Here is a 25,665-nt window from a genome sequence, read left to right on the forward strand (position 1 = left end):
CAGATTCCCATCCCATTGCAGAGGGCATTCATGAGCGAAGCAGATCAAAGCGGCGTGCGCGAGTTGACGCATTTCATCGGCGGGCGCAGCGTGGCCGGCCAGAGCGGCCGCGCGAGCGACGTATTCAATCCTGCGCTCGGCACTGTCGCGACCCGCGTGCCGCTCGCGAGCACGAGCGAAGTGTCGGCCGCCGTTGCCGCAGCCAAGGCCGCGTTCCCGGCCTGGAGCGAAACGGCACCGATCAAGCGCACTCGCGTGATGTTCAAGTTCAAGCAACTGCTGGATGCCCATCACGATGAGCTAGCCGAGCTCATCACGCGCGAACACGGCAAGGTGTTCTCGGATGCGAAGGGCGAAGTGATCCGCGGCATCGAGGTCGTCGAGTTCGCCTGCGGCATTCCGAATCTGCTTAAAACCGACTTCACGGACCAGATCGGCGGCGGTATCGACAACTGGAATCTGCGGCAGCCGCTCGGTGTCGTGGCCGGCATCACGCCGTTCAATTTCCCGATGATGGTGCCGTGCTGGATGTTCCCGATCGCGATCGCATGCGGCAACACGTTCGTGCTGAAGCCTTCCGAGCGCGATCCCTCGGTGTCGGGCAGGCTTGCTGAACTGCTCAAGGAAGCGGGTCTGCCCGACGGCGTCTTCAATGTCGTGCACGGCGACAAGGTAGCCGTCGATGCGCTGATCGAGCATCCCGACGTGGCCGCGCTCTCGTTCGTGGGCTCCACGCCGATCGCCGAATACATCCACACGGAAAGCACGCGGCGCGGCAAGCGCGTGCAGGCGCTCGGCGGCGCCAAGAACCATCTCGTCGTGATGCCCGATGCCGATCTCGACCAGGCCGTCGATGCGCTGATCGGCGCGGCTTACGGGTCGGCCGGCGAGCGCTGCATGGCGATTTCGGTCGCCGTCGCCGTGGGCCATATCGCCGACGAACTCATCGCGCGCCTCGTGCCGCGCGTGAAGTCGCTCAAGATCAAGAACGGCATGGAGCCCGATGCCGAGATGGGGCCGCTCGTGACGGCCGCGCATCGTGCCAAGGTGTCCGCCTACATCGACGCCGGCGTGGCGGCGGGTGCCAAGCTCGTCGTCGACGGACGCGATCATGCGGTGACCGGTCAACAGCAGGGTTTCTTCCTGGGCGGTTCGCTGTTCGACGACGTGACGACCGACATGAGCATCTACCGCGAGGAAATCTTCGGCCCGGTGCTGTGTATCGTGCGCGTGCCCGATTTCGCGAGCGCCGTGCAGCTCATCAACGCCCACGAATTCGCCAACGGTGTATCGTGCTTCACGTCCGATGGCGGGATCGCGCGCGCGTTCGCTCGGCAAATCCAGGTCGGCATGGTCGGCATCAACGTGCCGATTCCGGTGCCGATGGCCTGGCACTCGTTCGGCGGCTGGAAGAAGTCGTTGTTCGGCGATCACCATGCCTACGGCGAAGAGGGCGTGCGCTTCTATACGCGCTACAAGAGCGTGATGCAGCGCTGGCCCGACAGCATCGCAAAGGGCGCGGAGTTCACGATGCCCGTCGCGAAGTAAGCCGATAACGAATCCCTCACTTCGACAGGGTGCGGCGTGACCAAACAAGCGATTCCCGAAGGCGAGTTCGATTACGTGATCGTCGGCGCGGGCACGGCCGGCTGCGTGCTCGCGAACCGGCTCAGCGAAGACGGCGATGTGCGCGTGCTGCTGATCGAAGCGGGCGGCAAGGACGACTATCACTGGATTCACGTGCCCGTCGGCTATCTGTATTGCATCGGCAATCCGCGCACCGACTGGCTTTATCGCACGGGCGCGGAGGCGGGCCTGAACGGCCGCTCGCTCGCCTATCCGCGCGGCCGCGTGCTCGGCGGCAGCTCGTCGATCAACGGCATGATCTACATGCGCGGGCAGCGCGAAGACTATGACGAGTGGGCGCGCGAGACCGGCGACGCCTCCTGGGCATGGGACGCGGTACTGCCCGTCTTCAAGCGTAGCGAAGATCATCACGGCGGCGCCAACGAATGGCATGGCGCGGGCGGGTCCTGGCGCGTCGAGAAGCAGCGCCTCAAATGGAAGGTGCTCGAAGCGTTTCGTGAAGCCGCGCAGCAAGCGGGCATTCCGGCCACCGACGACTTCAATCGCGGCGACAACACGGGCGTCGGGTACTTCGAAGTCAACCAGAAACGCGGCATTCGCTGGAATGCCTCGAAAGCCTTTTTACGCCCCGCTACTACGCGGCCGAACCTGACCGTCGTCACGGGGGCGCAGGTGAGGCGCCTCACGTTCGACGGTACGCGCTGCACGGGCGTGGCGTTTCGTATCGGTACCGACGACGATGCGCGTGAGGTGGCAGTCAAGGCGCGGCTCGAAGTCGTACTGGCGGCGGGCGCCGTCAATTCGCCGCAGCTGCTCGAGCTCTCGGGCATCGGCGACGGCGCACGGCTGCAACGGTTCGGGATCGACGTCGTGAAGGACTTGCCCGGCGTCGGCGAGAATCTGCAAGACCATCTGCAGTTGCGCATGGCTTATCGCGTGCGTGGCGTGCGCACGCTGAACACGATGACGGCGCACTGGTGGGGCAAGCTCTGGATCGGCATGCAATATGCGCTCTGGCGCAGCGGCCCGATGTCGATGTCGCCGTCCCAGCTCGGCGCGTTCGCGAAGTCGTCGAATGGCGATGCATCGATTACGCGGCCCGACATCGAATACCACGTGCAGCCGCTGTCGCTCGATCGCTTCGGCGAGCCGCTGCATCGTTTCAATGCGTTTACGGCGTCGGCTTGCCACCTGCGGCCGACTTCGCGCGGCAGCATCCACATCGAGTCGCCCGACCCGCATGCGCCGCCACTGATCGCGCCCAACTACCTGTCGACCGACTATGACCGCCGTGTCGCAGCGAACGCGCTGCGTCTGACGCGGCGCATCGTGCAGGCCCCGGCGCTCGCGCGCTATGCGCCCGAAGAGATCCTGCCCGGCATACAGTTTCAAACCGAGGAAGAACTGGCGCAGGCGGCCGGCGCGATCGGCACGACGATTTTCCATCCTGTCGGGACCTGTCGCATGGGGGTGACCAATGATCCCGGCGCCGTCGTCGATTCGCGCCTGCGCGTGATCGGCGTGGCGGGGCTGCGCGTCGTCGATGCGTCGATCATGCCGCGAATCACCTCGGGCAACACCAATTCGCCGACGCTGATGATCGCCGAGCGCGCGAGCGAGATGATCCGCGCCGAGCGTCGCGCGCTGAACAAGGGGCGTTCGGGCGGGGCAGCGTATGAGGCAGCTACTGTGTCGGCGGGGTGACAAACCACTCGAACCACTTAATTCGCTCGCGTGAGAAGGGAGCATGACAAATGGCGTGCCCGCTTCCCTTTGGGTTTGTCCTTACGCAATTAAGCACTAGTGCAAATCCCAATGAATGCGCTGCATCAATGGGGAGACAATGCGCGAGGCCGCATGGTGCGGGGCGGACCTCCCCGCGTTGATGCACCATGCCAAAAGAAAGAAGGCGAGGTTCCGGCAACACGGAAACCTCGTGAAGCGTGCGATACGCCGACTCGGCGTGCACATAAGCGGTGTTTCGCCTGATTTCGCATGGAAGGGGACATGATTCTCGGCGATACGATTCTCGAAACGCGCGGGCTGACCAAGGAATTCAAGGGCTTCACCGCTGTCAACGGCGTGAACCTGCGTGTGCGCCGCGGCTCGATTCATGCGCTGATCGGCCCCAACGGCGCGGGCAAGACCACCTGCTTCAATCTGCTTACGAAGTTTCTCGAACCCACCGCGGGCCAGATCGTCTTCAACAACGTCGATATCACGCGCGAGCGTCCCGCACAGATCGCGCGGCGCGGCATCATCCGCTCGTTCCAGATCTCGGCGGTCTTTCCGCACCTCACCGTCCTTCAGAACGTGCGCGTAGGCTTGCAGCGCGCGCTCGGCACGACGTTCCACTTCTGGCGTAGCGAACGCACGTTGAAGCAGCTCGACGAACGCGCGCTCGAACTGCTCGCGCAAGTGGGCCTGACCGATTTCGCCGAGACGGCGACCGTCGAACTCTCGTATGGCCGCAAGCGCGCGCTCGAGATCGCGACGACGCTCGCGATGGAGCCCGAGCTGATGCTGCTCGACGAACCGACGCAGGGCATGGGGCATGAGGACGTCGATCGCGTGACGGCACTGATCAAGAAGGTGTCGGCCGGGCGCACGATCCTGATGGTCGAGCACAACATGAACGTCATCGCGGGCATCTCCGACACGATCACCGTCCTGCAGCGCGGCGAAGTCCTGGCCGAAGGCAGCTATGCGGAGGTATCGAAGAATCCGCTCGTGATGCAAGCCTATATGGGCAGTGCCGATGCGGCGCTGACGGGGACGCACGGATGAATCAAACGCAGCGCGAGAACGTCGAAGTCAACGACGCGGCACAAGACACACGCGTGCTCGAGCCTGCGCTGACGATCGCAGGCCTGCAGGCGTGGTACGGCGAGTCGCACATCCTGCACGGCGTCGATTTGAACGTGAACCGCGGCGAAGTCGTGACGCTGCTCGGGCGCAACGGCGCGGGCCGCACGACCACGCTCCGCGCGATCATGGGGCTCACGGGCCGGCGCACCGGTTCGATCCGCATCGGCGAGCGCGAGACGATCGACCTGGCGACGCACCGGATCGCGCATTGCGGCATCGGCTATTGCCCCGAGGAGCGCGGCATCTTCTCGAGCCTGTCGTGCGAGGAGAATCTGCTGCTGCCGCCGATGGTCGGCGATCCCGCTTATGCCATGTCGATCGACGAGATCTACGCGATGTTCCCGAATCTGCAGGAGCGCCGCATGAGCCAGGGCACGCGGCTCTCGGGCGGCGAGCAGCAGATGCTCGCGGTCGCGCGCGTGTTGCGCACCGGCGCGAACCTGCTGCTGCTCGACGAGATTTCCGAAGGGCTCGCGCCGGTCATCGTGCAAGCGCTGGCGCGCATGATCAATGCGCTCAAGGCACGCGGCTACACGATCGTGATGGTCGAACAGAACTTCCGCTTCGCCGCACCGCTGGCCGACCGCTTCTACGTGATGGAGCACGGCCGCATCGTCGAGCATTTCGGCGCAAGCGAACTCGAAAGCAAGATGCCGGCGCTGCACGACCTGCTCGGTGTCTGACGGCGGGCGGCGCGTGGCGGACATCGCACGCGTCGTCGGCACTGCACGCATGTCTTTGCGTGATATCGCAAGAAAATCAATAACGCAACGAAGGAGATATCAATGAAGATGAAGGTGCTCGCACGCGTTGTCCGTTCTCTCGCAGCAGGCGGGGTCGCGTTGGCTGCAGTATGTGGCGCGCAGCAGGCTCAAGCCGACGAGAACACCGTCACCATCGGCTTCATCACCGACTTGTCGGGCCTGTATGCCGACATCGACGGCAGCGGTGGCGCAACCGCCGTCAAGATGGCCGTCGAGGACTTCGGCGGCAAGGTCAACGGCAAACCGATCAAGGTGCTCGTCGCCGACCACCAGAACAAGGCCGACATCGCGGCATCGACCGCACGCAAATGGATGGACACGGAAGGCCTCGACCTGCTGATCGGCGGCACGAACTCGGCCACGGCGCTGTCGATGAACGGCGTAGCGAAGGAGAAGAAGCGGCCGTTCATTGCGATCGGCGCCGGCACCGATGCGCTGACCAACGAGCAATGCACGCCTTATACGATCCACTACGCGTATGACACGACGGCGCTGGCCAAGGGTACGGGCGCGGCGGTCGTGAAGAACGGCGGCAAGACCTGGTATTTCCTGACCGCCGACTACGCATTCGGCAAGTCGCTCGACAAGAACACGAGCGAGGTCGTCGAGAAGAACGGCGGCAAGGTGCTCGGCCGTTCGTTGCATCCGCTGTCGGCGTCCGATTTCTCCTCGTTCCTGCTGCAGGCGCAGGCGTCGAAGGCGCAGATCCTCGGCTTGGCCAATGCAGGCGGCGATACCGTCAATGCGATCAAGGCCGCAAAGGAATTCGGCATCACGAAGACGATGAAGCTCGCCGCGCTGCTGATGTTCATCGACGACGTGCATAGCGTGGGCCTGCCGTCGGCGGAGGGTCTGTTGCTGACCGACAGCTGGTACTGGGATCAGAACGATGCGTCGCGCAAGTGGGCGCAGCGCTACTTCGCGAAGACGGGCAAGATGCCGTCGAGCCTGCAAGCGGCGGACTATTCGTCGACGATGGCGTACTTGAACGCCGTGAAGGCGGTGGGCTCGGTTGACGCCGACAAGGTCATGGCGCAGCTGAAGAAGACGAAGATCGACGACTTCTATGGGAAGAGCTACATCCGTGCAGACGGCAGCACGATCCACGACATGTACCTGTATCAGGTCAAGACGCCGGCCGAGTCGAAGAAGCCGTGGGACTACTACAAGCTCGTCGCGACGATTCCGGGCGACGAGGCATTCACGACGAAGGCCGAATCGCGCTGCGCGTTGTGGAAGTGATGCGGTGTTCTGCATGGTGCCGTAGTCAGTGGTAAGTGCTAAAGCACAACTACGGCCGACGGACTTTGGTATGGCTTTAACCAGGACGGCACGTTCATGGACATCTTTGGCATTCCGTTGCCGGCGATGCTGAGTCAGCTGCTGCTCGGGCTCGTCAACGGGTCGTTCTATGCGATTCTGAGCCTTGGGCTGGCGGTCATCTTCGGCTTGCTCAACGTCATCAATTTCGCGCACGGCGCATTGTTCATGCTCGGCGCGATGCTGGCCTGGATGGGCTTCGCCTATCTGGGCCTGCCGTACTGGGCGATGCTCGTCCTCGCGCCGCTCGTCGTCGGTTTGTTCGGTATCCTGATCGAACGGTCGATGCTGCGCTGGCTCTATCAGCTCGATCATCTGTACGGCCTGTTGCTGACGTTCGGCATCACGCTCGTCATCGAGGGGGTGTTCCGTTCGATCTACGGATCGTCGGGGCAGCCCTACGACGTGCCGGCCGCGCTGTCCGGCGCGACCAACGTCGGCTTCATGTATCTGCCCAACTATCGCGCTTGGGTGGTCGTGGCGTCGCTTGCGGTCTGTTTCGCCACCTGGTTCGTGATCGAGAAGACGCGCCTCGGTGCCTATCTGCGCGCAGGCACGGAGAATCCGAAGCTCGTCGAGGCGTTCGGCGTGAACGTGCCCGTCATGATCACGCTGACCTATGGCTTCGGCGTGGCACTGGCCGCGTTCGCGGGCGTGCTCGCGGCGCCCGTGATCCAGGTGTCGCCGCTGATGGGCCAGCCGATGATCATCACGGTGTTTGCCGTCGTCGTGATCGGCGGCATGGGCTCGATCATGGGTTCGATCGTGACGGGCCTCATGCTCGGCGTGATCGAAGGTTTCACGCGCGTGTTCTACCCGCAAGCCTCGGCGACGGTCGTGTTCGTCATCATGGCGATCGTGCTGCTCGTGCGTCCGGCAGGACTTTTCGGCAAGGAACGGTGATGCACAGAAAAGCGCTTTACGGCTTGCTCCTCGTGGGGCTTATCGCCGCGCCATGGATCGGCGCCTATCCCGTGTTCGTGATGAAGGTCCTGTGCTTCGCGTTGTTCGCGGCCGCCTTCAATCTGCTGATCGGCTATACGGGCCTGCTGTCGTTCGGTCACGCGATGTTTCTCGCGACGGCCGGCTATATGACCGGCTACTCGATCCAGTCGCTCGGTTTTGCGCCGTTGCCGGGGGTGCTCGCGGGCACGGCTGCCGCCACGCTGCTGGGCCTCGTCGTCGGCTCGTTCGCGATCCGAAGGCAGGGCATCTACTTCGCGATGGTCACGCTCGCGCTCGCGCAGCTGGTCTATTTCATCTATCTGCAGGCACCGTTCACGCAAGGCGAGGACGGTTTGCAGGGCGTGCCGCGCGGCAAATTGTTCGGACTGCTCGATTTGTCGTCGGACCTCGCGCTCTATTACGTCGTGCTCCTGGTCACGGTGCTGGCGTTCCTGCTGATCGTGCGCGTCGTGCATTCGCCGTTCGGGCAGGTGATGAAGGCGATTCGCGAGAACGAGCCGCGCGCGATCTCGCTCGGCTACGACACCGATCGCTTCAAGCTGCTCGCGTTCGTGCTGTCGGCGGGGCTCGCAGGGCTGGCGGGCGCGATGAAGGTGCTCGTGCTCGGCTTCGAGACGCTTGGCGACGCGTATTGGACGATGTCGGGCCTCGTCATCCTCATGACGCTCGTGGGCGGCATGGGCACGTTGTTCGGCCCGCTGCTCGGCGCGGCGATCATCGTCACGCTCGAAGACCGGCTCGGCGACATCGGCAATGCGCTCGCACAATGGACGCATATCGCCTGGTTCGCTTCGCTCGGCGAATCGACGACGATCGCGATCGGCTTCATCTTCATCGTCTGCGTGCTTGCATTCCGGCGCGGCATCGTCGGCGAGATCGTTGCGCGCGTGAGGGTGTTGCGCGCGTAATGGTGCAAAGCAGGCGCGAATCAGGTGCAAACGAGGTACGTGGGGCAACGCGGCGGGCATGCAAACGATTGGCTCGCCGCGGACAAAGCAACGCGTCGAATTTGCTTGGGAATTCGACATAAATGATCGATGAATGCGCTAATTGCGTGCATCCATGCCCCACTAGGGAAAGTGCTAGGTTGTCGCAGCGGACGGGGTTGTTTAATCTTCGTTCCAGTTCTGATGCACCGAATTTGCAGGTGGAGAACGAGGAGACAATCGAGGCACAAAGTGCCCGGACGGAAGCGCTGTTGGAGGGAATCCAACAGCGCTTTTCATTTGTGCGCGTGATTTGCTTCGATTCGTGCATTTGCCAATCGCCATGGGTCACCGGCAGCAGTACCACGCACCGCCGCCTCAACGGTGCCGCGCCGCGCATTTCTTCACAGTCGGCATTCCTCATTTCACATTTTCGATGTGCCTGTTCAAGCGCAGTGCTTGGCGAGGCGTGTCGTCGTGCTTTACCTTTCCTTTTCATCCGACCATTGGTGCCGCGCCTACGCGCCGGCGCCTGTCGTGCAATTCGATATCCGAAACCAACGCTGGCATCAGCGCCGGCAACAACAATGCGCTTTCACTAAGCGTCGGGAGATCAGCAATGACGATGAAGCAATGGGTTCGCCAAGGTGTGGCATTGACGTTGATGTGCGGCGCAGGGGTAGCGCTTGCGCAAGTGAAGATCGGCGTCGTGCTGTCGGCGACGGGGCCTGCCGCGTCGCTGGGTGTGCCCGAGAAGAACACGATCGCGTTGCTGCCGACTGAAATCGGCGGCAAGACGGTGCAATACATCGTCCTCGACGACGGCTCCGATACGGGCAAAGCCGTGCAGGACGTACACAAGCTCATCGACGAGGATCACGTCGACGCGATCATCGGCTCGACCGTCACGCCGAACTCGATTGCGATGCTCGATCCGGTCGCGGCCGGCAAGACGCCGATGATCTCGATGGCGGCGTCGGCCAAGATCGTCGAGCCGATGGATGCCAAGCGCAAATGGGCGTTCAAGACGCCGCAGAACGACAGCCTGATGGCCGACGCGATTGCCGAGTCCATGCAGAAGCACGGCGTGAAGACGGTCGGCTTCATCGGCTTTGCCGATGCGTATGGCGACAGCTGGCTCACCGAATTCACGCGTGCGGCTGGCGCGCATCAATTGAAGATCGTCGGCAGCGAGCGCTACGCGCGCACGGATGCGTCGGTGAAAGGGCAGGCGCTGAAGCTGCTCAGCGCGAACCCCGACGCTGTACTGATCGCGGGATCGGGCACGCCGGCCGCGTTGCCGGCCAAGGAGCTCAAGTCGCTCGGTTATAAAGGCAAGGTCTATCAAACGCACGGCGTGGCCAACAACGACTTCCTGCGCGTGTGCGGCAAGGATTGCGACGGCGAACTGCTGCCGGCCGGGCCGATTCTCGTCGCCGACCAATTGGCCGATTCGAATCCGGTGAAGAAGTCGGCGACCGAGTACAAGACGCGATACGAGGGCAAGTACGGCGCAGGCACGGTGTCGACGTTCGGCGGCCACGCATGGGACGCCGGGCTCATGCTGAAGACTGCGATTCCGGAGGCGCTGAAGAAGGGCCAGCCCGGTAGCGAGGCGTTTCGTGCCGCGTTGCGCGATCAGCTCGAGAACGTCAAGGATCTGGCGATCTCTCACGGCGTCATGAATATCACTGCCAGCAATCACAATGGCCTCGATAAGCGCGCCCGCGTGATGGTGCAGATCGTCGACGGCAAGTGGAAGCTCGTCGATAGCGAGTAACGGCGTCATACGCAGCGCTCGTTTGGGCGGGTGGCCAACGTTGGCCGTTCGGCCAATGCGAGCGCCGCGTTGCGTCTGTCGATGTCGATTTCGATTCTTTCGACTCCCGTTTTCCGTTTCGAAGCGTAGGACCACACCCAGTATGGATCTATCGATCGCGGCGATTCTCGCGCAAGACGGCATCACGACGGGCGCGATCTACGCGCTGCTTGCACTCGCACTCGTGCTCGTGTTCTCGGTGACGCGCGTCATCTTCATCCCGCAAGGGGAATTCGTTTCATACGGCGCGCTCACGCTCGCGGCCTTGCAGACGCAAAAGGTGCCGCCGACGTCGCTGCTGTTGATGGTGCTCGGAGCCGCATGCTTCGTTGTCGAGCTGATCGGGCTTGCGCGGCACGCCGAGCGTCGTCATCGACTGCCGCGCACGCTGGCCGTGCTGGCCGGCAAATATTTGCTGTTTCCAGTGGCCGTTTACGCGTTGGCCTTGCACTTATCAGTGCAATCGTTGCCCATGATCGTGCAGATCGCGCTGACGCTGTCCATCGTCGTGCCGATGGGGCCGTTCGTCTATCGGCTCGCTTATGAGCCCATCGCCGAGGCCACGACGCTGCTGCTGCTGATCGTCGCCGTCGCCGTGCACTTCGTGATGGTCGGGCTCGGACTCCTGATGTTCGGCGCCGAAGGTTCGCGCACGACGCCGTTTTCGGATGCGACGCTCACCCTTGGCAGCTTGTCGGTGTCAGGGCAGAGCCTATGGGTCGTCGTCACCGTCGTCGTGATGATCGCTGCGCTTTACCTGTATTTCGATCGTTCGATCTCGGGCAAGGCGTTGCGCGCGACATCGGTCAATCGTCTGGGTGCGCGGCTCGTCGGCATCGGCACCGCCCAGGCCGGTCGGCTCGCGTTCACGCTGGCGGCCGCGCTCGGTGCGCTGAGCGGCATTCTGGTCGCGCCGCTGACGACGATCTATTACGACTCCGGTTTCCTGATGGGGCTGAAGGGATTCGTCGGCGCGATCATCGGCGGTCTCGTCAGTTATCCACTTGCGGCAGCGGGCTCAGTGCTGGTCGGCCTGCTCGAGTCGTATTCGTCGTTCTGGGCCAGCTCGTACAAGGAAGTCATCGTTTTCACGCTGATCGTTCCGGTACTGCTGTGGCGCAGCCTCGCGAGCCCGCATGTCGAAGAAGAAGAGGAGTGAGACGATGATGCGCAAGCTTTGGCACCACAAGTTTTTCGGGCTCTTTCTCGTTGTCGTCTTCGCGTTGCCGGTGCTGCCGCATCCAGTTCACGTGCCCGAGTACTGGATTACGCTGCTCAACTATATCGGCCTGTACTCGATCGTCGCGGTCGGGCTCGTTTTGCTGACAGGTATCGGGGGGATGACGAGTTTCGGGCAGGCGGCTTTCGTCGGTGTCGGCGCCTATGCGACCGCGTATCTGACGACCCAGTACGCTGTTTCACCGTGGCTCGCGCTCGTGGCGGGCATTGTGCTGACCGTGTTCGTCGCGTTGGTGATCGGCGCGATCACGATGCGGCTGTCGGGGCATTTTTTGCCGCTTGGCACGATCGCCTGGGGGCTGTCGCTGTACTACCTGTTCGGCAATCTCGAAGCGCTCGGCAAATACGATGGCATCAACGGCATTCCTGCCCTTCGCGTGCTCGGCGTGTCGCTCGAATCTGGGCGCAGCATCTACTACCTGATCTGGCTCGTCGTGTTCGGCGCCGTCGTATCGATGCAGAATCTGCTGAACAGCCGGCCTGGCCGCGCAATCCGCTCGCTGCGAGGCGCCGGCCTGATGGCTGAGGCGATGGGCGTCAACACGACCTGGATGCGCGTCGTGATTTTCGTCTACTCAGCGGTGCTGGCGGCCATCTCGGGCTTTCTGTACGCGCATCTGCAGCGCGCCGTCAATCCGACGCCGTTCGGCCTCAATCACGGCATCGAATATCTGTTCATGGCCGTCGTAGGCGGGGTGTCGCATGTCTGGGGGGCGATCCTCGGGGCGGCCATTCTCACCGTCGTGCAGGATTATTTGCAAACGCTGTTGCCGATGCTGCTCGGCCAAAGCGGCAATTTCGAAATCATCGTGTTCGGTGTGCTGATGGTCCTGCTGTTGCAATACGCTCGGCAAGGCGTGTGGCCGTTCGTGGCGCGCTGGTTCCCGCGTGGCCCGCGTGCTCATGTCCCCGAGCACGCCGAGCCGCTCGCGCGCCGGGCCAAGCCAGCTGCAGGCGAGCTGTTGCTGGCTGTCGACCGTGCCCGCAAGGAGTTTGGCGGGCTCGTGGCCGTCAACGACGTCAGCTTCGAAGTGAAGGCGGGGCAAATCGTCGGGCTCATTGGGCCGAACGGCGCTGGCAAGTCGACGACGTTCAATCTCGTCACCGGCGTGTTGCAGGTGACGCGCGGGCAGATCCACTTCCATGGCGAGCGCATCGATGCGCTCAGTTCACGGGAAATCGTCAAGCGAGGCATAGGACGAACGTTCCAGCACGTGAAGTTGCTGCCGGGCATGACGGTACTCGAGAACGTAGCGTTGGGCGCTCATCTGCGTGGCTCAGCCGGTGTCTGGCGCAGCATCGCGCGTCTCAATGCAACGGAGGAAGGGCGCCTGATGGCGGAAGCGGCGCAGCAGATTCGGCGCGTCGGCCTCGAACAGCACATGTACGACGAAGCCGGCAGCCTCGCGTTGGGTCAGCAACGGATTCTCGAAATCGCGCGTGCGCTGTGCTGCGATCCGACGTTGCTGCTGCTCGACGAGCCGGCGGCAGGGCTGCGATATCAGGAGAAGCAGCGGTTAGCCGAACTGTTGCGCAAGCTGAAAGCGGAGGGCATGAGCGTACTGCTCGTCGAACACGATATGGACTTTGTGATGAATCTCGCCGATCAACTTGTCGTAATGGAGTTCGGTACGCGCATCGCACACGGATTGCCGCAGGACGTGCAGAACGATCCAGCGGTAGTGGAAGCCTACCTTGGCGGAGTGGAGTGACCATGGCGACGAGTGAATCGAAATCGACGATGAAGCCGATTCTTTCCGTCTCCGGGCTGTCGGTGCGCTACGGGAAAGTGGAGGCGTTGCACGATCTGTCGATCGAGGTAGGGCCTGGTCAGATCGTCAGCGTGATCGGGCCGAACGGCGCCGGGAAATCGACGCTGCTCAACGCGGTCATGGGGGCATTACCGACCACGGGGCATGCGAAGGGCAGTGTCCGGTATCGCGACGAGGAGGTGAGTTTGCTGCCCGTCGAAAGGCGGGTGGCGCTCGGTATGTGCCTGGTGCCCGAGAAGCGCGAACTGTTCGCGTCGATGAGCGTCGAGGATAACTTGTTGCTTGGCGCTTATCGACGCAAGCGGGCTGGCGAGCGCAATTACCTTGATCAGTTAGAGCCGGTGTTCGGCCTGTTTCCGCGGTTGAAGGAACGGCGCAAGCAAGCGGCAGGGACGTTGTCGGGTGGCGAACGGCAGATGTTGGCGTTGGGGCGGGCCTTGATGGGCAAACCGAATCTGCTCATGCTCGATGAGCCGAGCCTCGGATTGGCGCCGCTGATCGTCAAAGAGATCTTCCATATCATCAGTGCGTTGCGCGGTACTGGCGTCGCAACGTTGCTGATCGAGCAGAATGCGCGCGCCGCGTTGCAAGTGTCTGATTACGGATACGTGCTCGAAACTGGCGAACTCGCGATGCAGGGCCCAGCGGGCGAGCTCGCGAAGAATCCGCGCGTGATTGAAACCTACCTCGGATTGGCCAAGAAGAGCGCCTGAATCGGCTGATCGTATGGCGTTTGCTGCGGCGTGTTTCACGTGAAACATGCCGTTAGCTACTTAGGGGAGGGACCGGGAAGAGGCTTGCTCTGCATGGGGCCGGAGTAAGGCGCTAAAGCGCCAACTCCGGCCGACACGCTATAATTCCGCGCATACCCATTTCTCCGAAAGGCTCGCGCAACTTCTCCGCGCGGGGTCTGCAATGCTTTATCCCACAGAATTTGACGTTATCGTCGTCGGCGGTGGCCATGCCGGCACGGAGGCTGCTTTGGCGTCCGCGCGCATGGGCGCCAAGACGCTGCTGCTTACGCACAACATCGAGACGCTCGGCCAGATGAGCTGCAATCCGTCGATCGGCGGCATTGGCAAAGGACATCTGGTCAAGGAAGTCGACGCGCTAGGCGGCGCGATGGCCGCAGCCACCGATGAAGGCGGCATTCAGTTCCGTATCCTGAATTCGTCGAAGGGGCCAGCTGTGCGTGCCACGCGCGCGCAAGCCGACCGCTTGCTCTATAAGCAGGCGATTCGTCATCGTCTGGAGAATCAGCCGAATTTGTCGCTGTTCCAACAGGCGGTCGAGGATTTGATCGTCGAGGGCGACCGCGTGGTCGGTGCCGTCACGCAGGTAGGGGTGCGTTTTCGAGCGCGCGCTGTTGTGCTGACGGCAGGCACGTTCCTGGACGGAAAGATTCACGTCGGGCTCAACCACTATACGGGTGGTCGTGCAGGCGATCCCGCTGCGGTGTCGCTGTCTGCGCGTCTGAAAGAGCTCAAGCTGCCGCAAGGCCGGCTCAAGACGGGTACGCCGCCGCGCATCGACGGTCGCACGATCGACTTCTCGGTGCTCGAGGAGCAACCCGGCGATCTCGACCCGATTCCGGTGTTCTCGTTCCTCGGTCGCGCCGAACAGCATCCGCGTCAAATGCCGTGCTGGGTGACGCATACGAACGAGCGCACGCACGACATCATCCGTGGTGGCCTCGATCGCTCGCCGATGTACACGGGTCTCATCGAAGGAGTGGGGCCGCGCTACTGTCCGTCGATCGAGGACAAGATTCACCGCTTCGCCTCGAAGGCCTCGCATCAAATCTTCCTCGAACCGGAAGGGCTGACAACGAACGAGTTCTATCCGAACGGTATCTCGACCAGCCTGCCGTTCGACGTGCAACTCGAGCTCGTGCATTCGATGCGCGGTCTCGAGAATGCCCATATCCTGCGACCTGGTTACGCAATCGAATACGACTACTTCGATCCGCGTGGCCTGAAAGCGTCGCTGGAGACGAAGGCGATTCGCGGTTTGTTTTTCGCGGGCCAGATCAACGGGACGACCGGCTATGAAGAAGCGGCGGCCCAAGGGCTGCTCGCCGGTATCAATGCGGGCCGTTTTGTGCAGGAGAAAGAGGCTTGGTCGCCGCGCCGCGATCAGGCTTACCTCGGCGTGCTCGTCGACGATCTCGTCACCCGAGGTGTCTCCGAGCCATATCGTATGTTCACGAGCCGGGCCGAGTACCGACTGAGCCTGCGCGAAGACAACGCCGACATGCGTCTGACCGAGATCGGCCGCGAGCTCGGCGTCGTGGACGATGTTCGTTGGGATGCCTTCTGCCGCAAGCGCGACGCTGTTTCACGTGAAACAGAACGTCTGCGTACGACGTGGGTGAACCCCAAGACGTTGTCAGCCGAAGAGGCCACGATGCTGCTCGGCAAACCGATCGATCACGAATACAGTCTCGCGGACCTGCTGCGTCGCCCTGGTGTGACTTATGACGGCGTGTGCGGACTGCTCGAAGGGACCTGCGGCTCGGCAGAGGTGTTAGCTGACGATCCGGTGCTGCTTGATCAGATCAAGGAGCAGATCGAGATCGGCATCAAATATCAGGGCTATATCGACCGTCAGGCGGACGAGATTCAACGTAACGAGGCCAACGAAAATACGCGTTTGCCGACCGACCTGGATTACACGACGGTGCGTGGCTTGTCGTTCGAGGCCAGCCAGAAGCTCAATCAATTCCGCCCGGAAACGATCGGACAGGCGTCGCGCATTTCGGGCATCACGCCTGCGACGATCTCGTTGCTGATGGTCCATCTGAAGAAAGGCCTGGGGCGTCGCAAGACGAGCGCGGCTGATGAAAGCGGGGCGGATGCTGCTCCGGCGGCCCAATGACGGCGCCGCGTACGAACGGGGGCCGCACCGACGATAGGGCATCGCTGCGTGAGTTGCTGGACTCGGGCGCGGCCGAGCTTGGTGTGGCGTTGACCGAAGACCAGGTGGCGCGTCTGCTCGACTACGTGGCACTGTTGGCGAAGTGGAACACGGTCTACAACCTGACTGCGATTCGCGATCCGCGGCAGATGCTGATCCAGCACATTCTCGACTCGCTGTCGGTCGTGCCGCATCTTGCCGCGAGTGAAGCCAAATCGATTCTCGATGTCGGTTCCGGCGGCGGTTTGCCGGGCATCGTGCTCGCAATCGTGTTGCCCGACCGATCCGTCACGCTGAACGACATCGTTCAAAAGAAGACGGCGTTTCAGTCGCAAGTCAAAGCTCAACTGAAGCTCGATAACCTGTCGGTGGTGACGGGGCGGGTCGAAACGTTGCGGCCTGGTGTCGAAGTCCCCGGAAAATTCGATGCAATCGTGTCGCGAGCATTCGCAGAGCTCGCCGATTTCGTTACACTTGCGCGGCATTTGGTGAGCGAGCGAGGGGCGATCTGGGCGATGAAGGGCGTGCGCCCCGACGGTGAAATTGCACGGTTGCCTGGCGGATCGCAGGTCGCACAGGTCATTCGATTGACGGTGCCGGCACTCGACGCCGAGCGCCACCTCGTTGAAGTCGTCGTCGACGGCGACGCGTCAAGCGGCTCAAAGCAGTAACAAGGATCTACAGACGATGGCAAAAATCTTCTGCGTGGCGAACCAAAAAGGCGGCGTCGGCAAGACGACGACCACGGTCAACCTTGCCGCGAGTCTCGCATCGCAGGGGCAGCGTGTGCTGCTGATCGATCTCGATCCGCAAGGCAACGCGACGATGGGCAGCGGCATCAACAAGGCCGAATGTGAAAGCACCGTCTACGAGGTCCTCGTCGACGGTGTCTCGGTAGCCGATGCGCGTATCAAATCGGAGGCGGTCTCGTACGACGTGCTGCCTGCCAATCGCGAGCTGGCCGGCGCCGAGATCGAACTCGTCAGCATGGAAAATCGCGAGCGGCAATTGAAGCAGGCGTTGTCGCACGTCGCCGACGACTATGACTTCGTGCTGATCGATTGCCCGCCGGCGCTGTCGCTGCTGACGCTGAACGGTCTGTGCGCCGCACACGGCGTCGTGATTCCGATGCAGTGCGAATACTTCGCGCTCGAGGGGTTGTCGGACCTCGTCAACACGATCAAGCAGGTGCATGCGAACCTCAATCGCGATCTGAAGGTGATCGGCCTGCTGCGCGTGATGTTCGATCCGCGCATCACCTTGCAGCAGCAAGTTTCGGATCAGCTGAAGGAGCATTTCGGCGACAAGGTGTTCGATGCGGTGATTCCGCGCAACGTGCGGCTGGCCGAGGCGCCCAGTTATGGTTTGCCTGGCGTCGTTTTCGACCGTGCCTCGCGTGGTGCGCAGGCCTATGTGCAGTTCGGTGCAGAGATGATTGAACGAGTGCGGGCACTATGACGCGCGGCACGACGAAGAAAGCGGATCGAGGAATCACCATGAACGCTGTAGCGAAGAAAAAGGGCTTGGGGCGCGGCCTCGAGGCATTGCTGGGCGGCAGCGCGGACATCACGGCCGAGGTCAAAGCTGCCGATGGCGCGCCGCACGTGCTGCCGCTCGGCAAGCTGCAAGCGGGCAAGTACCAGCCGCGCACGCGCATGGACGAGGGCAGCTTGCAGGAGCTCGCCGCGAGCATTCGCGCGCAAGGTCTGATGCAGCCGATCCTCGTGCGGCCCGTTTCCGCGGAAAAGTACGAGATCATCGCCGGCGAGCGCCGTTTCCGTGCGGCGCATCTTGCGGGCCTCGCGGAAGTGCCGGTGCTCGTGAAGAATGTGCCGGACCAGGCCGCTGCGGCGATGGCGCTGATCGAGAACATTCAGCGCGAAGATCTGAACCCGCTCGAAGAGGCGCAAGGTATTCAGCGCCTGCTCGACGAATTCAATTTCACGCACGAGCAAGCGGCCGAATCGGTAGGGCGCTCGCGTAGCGCGGTGTCGAACCTGCTGCGCTTGCTGAACCTCGCATCGCCCGTGCAGACGATGCTGATGGCTGGCGATCTCGACATGGGGCATGCGCGCGCCTTGTTGGCTGTCGATGCGGCGACGCAGATCACGCTTGCAAATCAGGTCGTCAACAAGCGCATGTCGGTCCGCGAGACGGAGCGCCTCGTCACGTCGACGACGAAAGCCGAGCCGGCTGTGAAGGCGCGTGCCAATCACGATGGCGGCCGCGATACGCGCCGGCTCGAAGAGGAGCTGTCCGATCTGCTGGCCTCGAACGTGAAGATCAAGCTGGGTCGCCGTGGTCGCGGCCAGCTGCAGATTGAGTTCGGCGATCTCGACGCACTCGACGGTATCCTCGTGCGCTTGCGTGGCGATTCGGCCGCCTGAGCGCGAATCGCTGTACCGTCTTTTCGATGACACTCTGACGATGCATGCCGCCGACGACGCGCGACGCGCGCAGGCGAAGTCGCGTGTGCTGCTGTCGCTTGCAGCGAAGGAGCCCGTGCTGGCTATCCTGCTCGTGGCGCTGACGGTCCTGCAGGTGACGCATCCGCGCGCGTGGCTGTCGCTGCCCGCGCTCATCGACTGGCAGACCGTGATGACGCTCGCGGGCCTGTTGATGCTGACGAAGGCCGTCGAGCTGTCCGGCGTACTGATGTGGCTCGCGCATCGCGTCGTCCACCACGTGCATTCGGAGCGCTCGCTCGCCAGCTTGCTGATCGGTTTGGCTGCTGGCTTGTCGATGCTCGTCACCAACGATGTCGCGCTGTTCGTTGTCGTGCCGCTCGTGCTGTCGTTGCATCGGCTGACGCCGTTGCCCGTCAAACGCCTCACGATCTTTGCGGCGCTCGCCGTCAATGCCGGCTCGGTCCTGACGCCGCTCGGCAATCCCCAAAATCTGTTCATCTGGCAAACGAGCGGCGTTTCGTTCGGCCGATTCGTCGTGACGCTTGCGCCGCTTTGCGCCACGCTGATGGCGATGCTGTACGCGCTCACGCTCGTGTCGTTCAAGGCCAAGCCGCTGGACTTGTCGCGCGACGCGACGACACAACCGGTCGATCGGGCTTTCGCGAGTGTCAGCGCGCTCCTGTTCACCGCCTTCGTGCTGTTGGCCGACTCGCATCATGTCGGCATCGCTTTGACCGGCGTGACGCTCGGCTTCCTGCTGTGGCGACGCGATGCGGTATTGAAGATCGATTGGGGGCTGCTCGCGATCTTTGCGCTGATGTTCATCGTGCTGCGCAGCGTCGCCGCACTGCCGTGGATTCGCGAAACGATCGCCGGCATCGGGATCGACACGACGTTGCGCACGTATGCGGCAGCGGCGATATTGTCCCAGGGCATCAGCAACGTGCCCGCCGCCATCATGTTGGCCGAGTTTACGAAGGACTGGCGCTCGCTGGCATTCGGCGTGAGCGTCGGCGGCTTCGGCATCGCCATCGGTTCGCTCGCCAACCTCATTGCGGTCCGTCTCGCGAAAGAGCGCCACATGTGGCTTAGTTTCCACATCATCTCGATGCCGTTTTTCTGCGTCGCCGGCGCGCTCGGCGCCTGGCTGCTCATGCATCTTCGGTGATGTGTCGCCGGCGGGCCGCCCCTGCAAGCGGCATGTGGCGCTGTATGCGACCGCTGCCTTTCCGATTGCTTCTAGCGGGCTTCCAACGCCACTGCCGAACTTACGCATGCGCTCCTTTCAAGCGAGCTTTTCAGCGTGGCTAAAGTCTTGAATCACCTGCAACTATCGCTTACAATCGCCCGGATTTATTAGCTAGGCAGCCCCGTAAGTGTGACGAAAGCTGCGGGTGGGAAAAGGGCTTTTGCAGGATATTGCGATGGCGGATCGAGAGCCGAACGTAAGGCACGAGGCACGCGCTGCACGCAATGTTTCCGCTGCGTCAGCCGCTCACCTGCATCGCTCCGACGACGCATGGGATGCCGAGCCGCAAGATAAAGATATCGTTCCGCTCACGCGGGCTGAAGCAGAGAAGCTGTTCGGCCCGAAGGTGAGCCGTCCAGCGCGCGTCACGCCGTTCAAGGTCGTGATCGCGCAAATGGTTTTGTCCCTGGTTGCAACGCTGGTGTGGTGGCTTTTTTACAAGCCGCCGGGCGCCGCTGCGCTGTCGGCGTTCCTGGGGGGAGCGATTTGTTGGGTGCCGAGCGCGTTGTTCGCGGCACGTCTGAAAAAGGGAAGCGGGGCCGAAACGATCCTGAGCTGGATGATCGGCGAAGCGCTGAAGATGGGGGTGACGGTTGCGATGTTCGTCGCAATCGCCTACTGGTATCACGACGTACGGTGGCTGCCGCTGCTCGTGACCTACCTCATCGCACTGAAGACGTACTGGGTGGCGCTGGCTTGGCACTGACACGGTAAAGACCGGTTCAAGCCGGCACGAGCAAGTTCTCAACCGGTGTGCGAGTGAGCTCGCGCACGGGAGGCGGTTCGTGCCTGGCGCCGAAAAATTTTCGACAATTTGGGTGCATTAACGATATGGCAGCTAGCGAAGGCACGCGCATGGATCCGTCCGAGTACATTGCGCACCACTTGCAGAACTTCTCCACGGCGCATCAGACGTCGATTTTCGATATCCACGTCTGGAATCTCGATACGCTGTTCTGGTCGATCGTCTGCGGCCTCGTGACGATCCTCATCCTGCACCTTGCTGCGCGCAAGGCCACGCCGGGCGTGCCGGGACGCTTCCAGTGCGCGATCGAAATGCTCGTCGAAATGGTCGAGGATCAATCGAAATCGATGATCCACGGCAACCGCAAGTTCATCGCTCCGCTCGCGCTGACGGTCTTCGTCTGGGTCGCGCTGATGAACGCGCTCGACTTCATTCCGGTCGACCTGCCCGGCTACCTCATTAAGCACGCAGGCCTGGCCAACGTGATCTCGCACCACCGCCTCGTGCCGACGGCCGACCTGAACGGCACGCTCGGCATCGCGCTCGGCGTGTTCGTGCTGATGATCTATTACAACTTCAAGATCAAGGGCGCAGGCGGCTTCGTGCATGAGCTCCTGTCCGCTCCGTTCGGCGCACATCCGCTGCTGTGGATCCCGAACCTCGCACTGAACATCATCGAGTTCGTCGCCAAGACCGTTTCGCTCGGCATGCGGCTGTTCGGCAACATGTACGCCGGCGAGCTGCTGTTCCTGCTCATCGCACTGCTCGGCAGTATCTGGTCCTTCGGCGCGGACACGACGGTGCTCGGCTTCATCGGCCACGTGATCGCAGGTAGCGTGTGGGCGATCTTCCACATCCTGATCGTTTTGCTGCAAGCGTTCATCTTCATGATGCTGACGCTCGTGTACATCGGCCAGGCGCACGACGCGCACTAAGCGGGTCGTACGGTTGCGAATTCGTTTTCGTTTCTTTAAATCCAGTTCCAAAAAGTCTTTTACAAAGGAGTGATCATGCAAGCTTTCATCGCCAACATCCAAGGTCTGACCGCCATCGGTATCGGCATCATCATCGGCCTGGGTGCTATCGGCGCCTGTATCGGTATCGGCCTGATGGGCGGCAAGTACATCGAAGCCTGCGCCCGTCAACCGGAACTGATGAACCCGCTGCAAACCAAGATGTTCCTCTTGGCTGGTCTGATCGACGCGGCGTTCCTGATCGGCGTTGGTGTGGCAATGCTGTTTGCGTTTGCGAACCCGCTCCTGTCGAAGCTGGCAGGCTGAGGTTTCTCGGAAGTCTGCGCCGCAGCTTGTAAGTCGGCGCGAGGGACGAAACGGATGCTGAGGCGCTGATCGAACGCGAAGTCGATGAGCGCCTTACCGTTTCACTTTCCGAAATAGCAACGTTTAAGGAAACACCGTGAATCTCAACGCAACCCTGTTTGCGCAAATGGTCGTGTTCCTGATCCTCGCGTGGTTCACGATGAAGTTCGTGTGGCCGCCGCTGGTCAACGCTCTCGACGAACGCGCGAAGAAGATCGCCGACGGCCTCTCGGCCGCCGAGAAGGGCAAGTCGGAACTCGAAGCCGCGCACAAGCGTGTCGATCAGGAACTCGCTCAGGCGCGTAACGAAGGCCAGCAACGCATCGCCGACGCCGAAAAGCGTGCGCTCGTCGTCGCTGAAGAAATCAAGGCTAACGCTCAAGCCGAAGCCGCCCGCATCCTCGCGCAAGCCAAGGCCGACGCCGACCAGCAAGTCGTGAAGGCGCGCGAATCGCTGCGTGCTGAAGTGGCCACGCTTGCCGTGAAGGGCGCCGAACAGATCTTGAAGCGCGAAATCGATCAGGCAGCTCACGCCGAACTGCTCAATCAACTGAAAGCCGAGTTCTGATCATGGCCGAACTAGCAACCATCGCCCGTCCGTACGCAGAAGCGCTGTTCCGCGTGGCCGAAGGCGGTGACATCGCCGCTTGGTCCGCTCTCGTGCAGGAGCTGGGACAGGTTGCGCGTCTGCCCGAGGTGCTGTCGGTCGCCTCGAGCCCCAAAGTGGGCCGTGCACAGGTCGTCGACCTGCTGCTCGCCGCAGTCAAGTCGCCGCAAAAGGACTCGCCGCAGGCCAAGAATTTCGTGCAGATGCTCGCCGACAATCATCGGCTGGCTCTGCTGCCGGAAATCGCCGCGCAATTCGACGAATTGAAAAACGCTCGCGAGGGCGCCGCTGATGTGGTGATCGTCAGCGCATTCCCGCTCGAGGGCGCGCAGCTCAATGACCTCGTCGCAAGCCTCGAGCGCAAGTTCACGCGCAAGCTCAAGCCGACCGTTGAAGTCGACGCGTCGCTGATCGGCGGCGTGCGAGTGACGGTGGGCGACGAAGTGCTCGATACCTCGGTCCGCGCGCGGCTCGCCAGCATGCGCACGGCGCTGACTGCCTAAGCGACAAGCGCCAGGCTGGCACGCAACAGAATTGACTATCAGGAGCGAATAATGCAACTCAATCCCTCTGAGATCAGCGAGCTGATCAAGAGCCGGATCCAGGGCCTCGAAGCGAGCACGGACGTTCGCAACCAAGGTACCGTGATCTCCGTGACCGACGGCATCGTGCGCATTCACGGCCTGTCGGACGTGATGCAGGGCGAAATGCTCGAATTCCCGGGCAACACGTTCGGTCTCGCGCTGAACCTCGAGCGCGACTCGGTCGGCGCCGTGATTCTCGGTGAATACGAACACATCTCGGAAGGCGACATCGTCAAGACGACGGGCCGCATTCTCGAAGTGCCGGTTGGCCCCGAACTGATCGGCCGTGTGGTCGACGCGCTCGGCAACCCGATCGACGGCAAGGGCCCGATCAACGCGAAGCTGACCGATGCGGTCGAGAAGATCGCTCCGGGCGTGATCTGGCGTAAGTCGGTGTCGCAGCCGGTGCAAACGGGTCTGAAGTCGATCGACTCGATGGTGCCGATCGGCCGTGGCCAGCGTGAGCTGATCATCGGCGACCGTCAGTGCGGCAAGACCGCGGTGGCGATCGACACGATCATCAACCAGAAGGGCAAGGACCTCATCTGTATCTACGTCGCGATCGGCCAGAAGGCTTCGTCGATTATGAACGTGGTGCGCAAGCTCGAAGAAACGGGCGCGATGGAATACACGATCGTCGTGGCCGCTTCGGCTTCGGAATCGGCTGCGATGCAATACCTCGCGCCGTACGCCGGCTGCACGATGGGCGAATACTTCCGCGACCGCGGCCAAGACGCGCTGATCATTTATGACGATTTGACCAAGCAAGCTTGGGCATACCGTCAGATCTCGCTGCTGCTGCGCCGCCCGCCGGGCCGCGAAGCTTACCCCGGCGACGTGTTCTACCTGCACTCGCGTCTGCTCGAGCGTGCGGCTCGCGTCTCGGAAGAGTACGTCGAGAAGTTCACGAACGGCGAAGTGAAGGGCAAGAGCGGCTCGCTGACGGCACTGCCCGTCATCGAAACGCAAGCCGGCGACGTGACGGCGTTCGTTCCGACGAACGTGATCTCGATTACCGACGGCCAGATCTTCCTGGAAACCGACCTCTTCAACGCGGGTATCCGTCCGGCTATTAACGCTGGCGTGTCGGTGTCGCGCGTCGGTGGTGCGGCTCAGACGAAGGTCGTGAAGAAGCTGTCGGGCGGTATCCGTACCGACCTCGCACAGTACCGTGAGCTCGCAGCGTTCGCGCAATTCGCGTCGGACCTCGACGAAGCGACCCGCAAGCAGCTCGAGCGCGGCCGCCGCGTGACGGAACTGCTGAAGCAGCCGCAATATCAGCCGCTGCAAGTGTGGGAGCTGGCTGTTTCGCTGTTCGCGGCGAACAACGGCTACCTCGACGACCTCGACGTCAAGGACGTGCTGGCCTTCGAAAAGGGCATGCGCGAATACCTGAAGTCGAAGCATGCTGAGCTCGTCAAGCGCATCGAAGACTCGAAGGACTTGTCGAAGGACGACGAGGGCGCGCTCCACGCCGCTCTGAAGGACTTCAAGAAGTCGGGCGCTTATTGATCCCAAGGAAACGCCGGGCCGCCCCAAGTTTTCTTTACCCCCTCGGGGGGCCTGACGCGTCAGCGGCAGGTTTGGGGGCGACTCAGGCATAACAGACCTTGAAGCGCGCGCCTTGGCTCGGTAGGCAAGGCGCGCGGCTTCGATCAAGGAGCAAGCAATGGCTGGAATGAAGGAAATTCGCGGCAAGATCAAGAGCGTGCAAAACACGCGCAAGATCACGAAAGCGATGGAGATGGTCGCCGCGTCGAAGATGCGCCGCGCCCAGGAGCGCATGCGCGCTGCTCGTCCGTACGCCGACAAGGTCCGCGATATCGCTGCGCACATGAGCCGCGCGAACCCCGAGTACCGTCACCCGTTCATGGTGGCGAACGAGGGCGCGAAGACGGCCGGCATGATTCTCGTCACGACCGACAAGGGTCTGTGCGGCGGCTTGAACACGAACGTGCTGCGCGCATCGGTGGGCAAGTTCAAGGAGCTCGAGCAGAAGGGGCAGACGGTCGAAGCCACCGCAATCGGTAGCAAGGGCCTCGGCTTCCTGAACCGCTTCGGCGCGAAGGTCGTCTCGCAGGTCGTGCAGCTTGGCGACACGCCGCACCTCGAAAAGCTGATCGGCGCCGTGAAGGTGCAGCTGGATCTCTATTCGGAAGGCAAGCTCTCGGCTGTCTATCTGGGCTACACGCGCTTCGTCAACACGATGAAGCAGGAGCCCGTGATCGAGCAGCTGCTGCCGCTGTCGGCCGAGCACTTCGAAGGCGACCAGACGACGCCGAACTCCGCGTGGGACTACATCTATGAGCCCGACGCGCAGACGGTTGTCGACGATCTGCTCGTGCGCTACGTCGAAGCGCTCGTGTATCAGGCCGTTGCCGAAAACATGGCGTCCGAGCAATCGGCACGCATGGTGGCGATGAAGGCCGCGTCCGATAACGCGAAGACGGTCATCAGCGAGCTGCAGCTGTCGTACAACAAGAGCCGCCAGGCCGCGATTACGAAAGAACTGTCGGAAATCGTCGGTGGCGCCGCTGCGGTCTGACGACCGTCGTACGAAGACGCCTCGAAACTGC

General features: G+C 62.3%; 23 protein-coding genes. All 23 read left to right on the forward strand.

Going from position 1 to position 25,665, the window contains the following annotated elements; all coding sequences use genetic code 11:
• The first annotated feature begins 30 nt into the window (after positions 1-30).
• Positions 31-1,548 carry a CoA-acylating methylmalonate-semialdehyde dehydrogenase gene (locus D7S89_RS19350; protein ID WP_121280022.1) on the forward strand — a complete coding sequence of 506 codons (1,518 nt, stop codon included), beginning with the start codon at positions 31-33 and terminating at the stop codon, positions 1,546-1,548.
• A 36-nt stretch (positions 1,549-1,584) separates the two neighbouring features.
• Positions 1,585-3,291: a GMC family oxidoreductase gene (locus D7S89_RS19355; protein ID WP_121280025.1), complete on the forward strand. Its 1,707-nt coding sequence runs from the start codon at positions 1,585-1,587 to the stop codon at positions 3,289-3,291.
• 303 nt (positions 3,292-3,594) lie between these two features.
• On the forward strand, positions 3,595-4,374 hold the full coding sequence (locus D7S89_RS19360) for an ABC transporter ATP-binding protein (protein WP_121280351.1): 780 nt from the start codon (positions 3,595-3,597) through the stop codon (positions 4,372-4,374).
• Positions 4,371-5,138 (forward strand): ABC transporter ATP-binding protein, encoded by a 768-nt coding sequence (locus tag D7S89_RS19365; protein WP_121280028.1) that lies wholly within the window; start codon positions 4,371-4,373, stop codon positions 5,136-5,138. The genes D7S89_RS19360 and D7S89_RS19365 overlap by 4 nt, the downstream gene beginning before the upstream one ends.
• 102 nt (positions 5,139-5,240) lie before the next feature.
• The gene (locus tag D7S89_RS19370) at positions 5,241-6,461 is read left to right on the forward strand and encodes an ABC transporter substrate-binding protein (protein ID WP_121280030.1); all 1,221 of its coding nucleotides are present in this window, start codon (positions 5,241-5,243) and stop codon (positions 6,459-6,461) included.
• A gap of 96 nt (positions 6,462-6,557) precedes the next feature.
• A complete protein-coding gene (locus D7S89_RS19375; RefSeq protein ID WP_121280033.1) occupies positions 6,558-7,442 on the forward strand; it encodes a branched-chain amino acid ABC transporter permease in 885 nt (294 codons plus the stop codon).
• The gene (locus D7S89_RS19380) at positions 7,442-8,413 is read left to right on the forward strand and encodes a branched-chain amino acid ABC transporter permease (protein WP_121280035.1); all 972 of its coding nucleotides are present in this window, start codon (positions 7,442-7,444) and stop codon (positions 8,411-8,413) included. The genes D7S89_RS19375 and D7S89_RS19380 overlap by 1 nt, the downstream gene beginning before the upstream one ends.
• Before the next feature lie 637 nt (positions 8,414-9,050).
• Positions 9,051-10,211, forward strand: coding sequence for an ABC transporter substrate-binding protein (locus D7S89_RS19390; protein WP_121280040.1), 1,161 nt, complete (start codon positions 9,051-9,053; stop codon positions 10,209-10,211).
• Positions 10,212-10,353: 142 nt separating this feature from the next.
• Complete coding sequence (locus tag D7S89_RS19395; RefSeq protein ID WP_121280043.1) at positions 10,354-11,409, forward strand: branched-chain amino acid ABC transporter permease; 1,056 nt, start codon at positions 10,354-10,356, stop codon at positions 11,407-11,409.
• A gap of 7 nt (positions 11,410-11,416) precedes the next feature.
• Positions 11,417-13,201 (forward strand): branched-chain amino acid ABC transporter ATP-binding protein/permease, encoded by a 1,785-nt coding sequence (locus tag D7S89_RS19400; RefSeq protein WP_121280353.1) that lies wholly within the window; start codon positions 11,417-11,419, stop codon positions 13,199-13,201.
• A 2-nt stretch (positions 13,202-13,203) separates the two neighbouring features.
• Positions 13,204-13,974: an ABC transporter ATP-binding protein gene (locus D7S89_RS19405; RefSeq protein ID WP_121280046.1), complete on the forward strand. Its 771-nt coding sequence runs from the start codon at positions 13,204-13,206 to the stop codon at positions 13,972-13,974.
• 202 nt (positions 13,975-14,176) lie between these two features.
• Positions 14,177-16,138, forward strand: coding sequence for a tRNA uridine-5-carboxymethylaminomethyl(34) synthesis enzyme MnmG (gene mnmG, locus D7S89_RS19410; RefSeq protein ID WP_121280048.1), 1,962 nt, complete (start codon positions 14,177-14,179; stop codon positions 16,136-16,138).
• Positions 16,135-16,848, forward strand: a complete 714-nt coding sequence (gene rsmG, locus D7S89_RS19415) for a 16S rRNA (guanine(527)-N(7))-methyltransferase RsmG (RefSeq protein ID WP_121280051.1) — start codon at positions 16,135-16,137, stop codon at positions 16,846-16,848. The genes mnmG and rsmG overlap by 4 nt, the downstream gene beginning before the upstream one ends.
• Before the next feature lie 16 nt (positions 16,849-16,864).
• On the forward strand, positions 16,865-17,635 hold the full coding sequence (locus tag D7S89_RS19420) for a ParA family protein (RefSeq protein WP_121280355.1): 771 nt from the start codon (positions 16,865-16,867) through the stop codon (positions 17,633-17,635).
• Between the two features lie 38 nt (positions 17,636-17,673).
• On the forward strand, positions 17,674-18,564 hold the full coding sequence (locus D7S89_RS19425) for a ParB/RepB/Spo0J family partition protein (protein ID WP_121280357.1): 891 nt from the start codon (positions 17,674-17,676) through the stop codon (positions 18,562-18,564).
• 40 nt (positions 18,565-18,604) lie between these two features.
• Positions 18,605-19,753 (forward strand): SLC13 family permease, encoded by a 1,149-nt coding sequence (locus tag D7S89_RS19430; RefSeq protein WP_121280359.1) that lies wholly within the window; start codon positions 18,605-18,607, stop codon positions 19,751-19,753.
• Positions 19,754-20,009: 256 nt separating this feature from the next.
• Positions 20,010-20,540 (forward strand): ATP synthase subunit I, encoded by a 531-nt coding sequence (locus tag D7S89_RS19435; protein WP_121280054.1) that lies wholly within the window; start codon positions 20,010-20,012, stop codon positions 20,538-20,540.
• A gap of 125 nt (positions 20,541-20,665) precedes the next feature.
• Entirely contained in the window at positions 20,666-21,514 is an 849-nt protein-coding gene (atpB, locus tag D7S89_RS19440; protein WP_121280057.1) for a F0F1 ATP synthase subunit A, read from the forward strand.
• Between the two features lie 75 nt (positions 21,515-21,589).
• Entirely contained in the window at positions 21,590-21,859 is a 270-nt protein-coding gene (gene atpE / locus D7S89_RS19445; protein WP_007180033.1) for a F0F1 ATP synthase subunit C, read from the forward strand.
• A gap of 136 nt (positions 21,860-21,995) precedes the next feature.
• The gene (locus D7S89_RS19450) at positions 21,996-22,466 is read left to right on the forward strand and encodes a F0F1 ATP synthase subunit B (RefSeq protein WP_121280060.1); all 471 of its coding nucleotides are present in this window, start codon (positions 21,996-21,998) and stop codon (positions 22,464-22,466) included.
• Between the two features lie 2 nt (positions 22,467-22,468).
• Positions 22,469-23,008, forward strand: a complete 540-nt coding sequence (locus tag D7S89_RS19455) for a F0F1 ATP synthase subunit delta (RefSeq protein ID WP_121280063.1) — start codon at positions 22,469-22,471, stop codon at positions 23,006-23,008.
• Between the two features lie 51 nt (positions 23,009-23,059).
• Positions 23,060-24,601 (forward strand): F0F1 ATP synthase subunit alpha, encoded by a 1,542-nt coding sequence (gene atpA / locus D7S89_RS19460; protein ID WP_121280066.1) that lies wholly within the window; start codon positions 23,060-23,062, stop codon positions 24,599-24,601.
• Between the two features lie 157 nt (positions 24,602-24,758).
• Positions 24,759-25,634 carry a F0F1 ATP synthase subunit gamma gene (gene atpG / locus D7S89_RS19465; RefSeq protein WP_121280069.1) on the forward strand — a complete coding sequence of 292 codons (876 nt, stop codon included), beginning with the start codon at positions 24,759-24,761 and terminating at the stop codon, positions 25,632-25,634.
• Positions 25,635-25,665: the final 31 nt, after the last annotated feature.

It is taken from the genome of Trinickia fusca, from assembly GCF_003628145.1.
GTDB classification, from domain to species: domain Bacteria; phylum Pseudomonadota; class Gammaproteobacteria; order Burkholderiales; family Burkholderiaceae; genus Trinickia; species Trinickia fusca.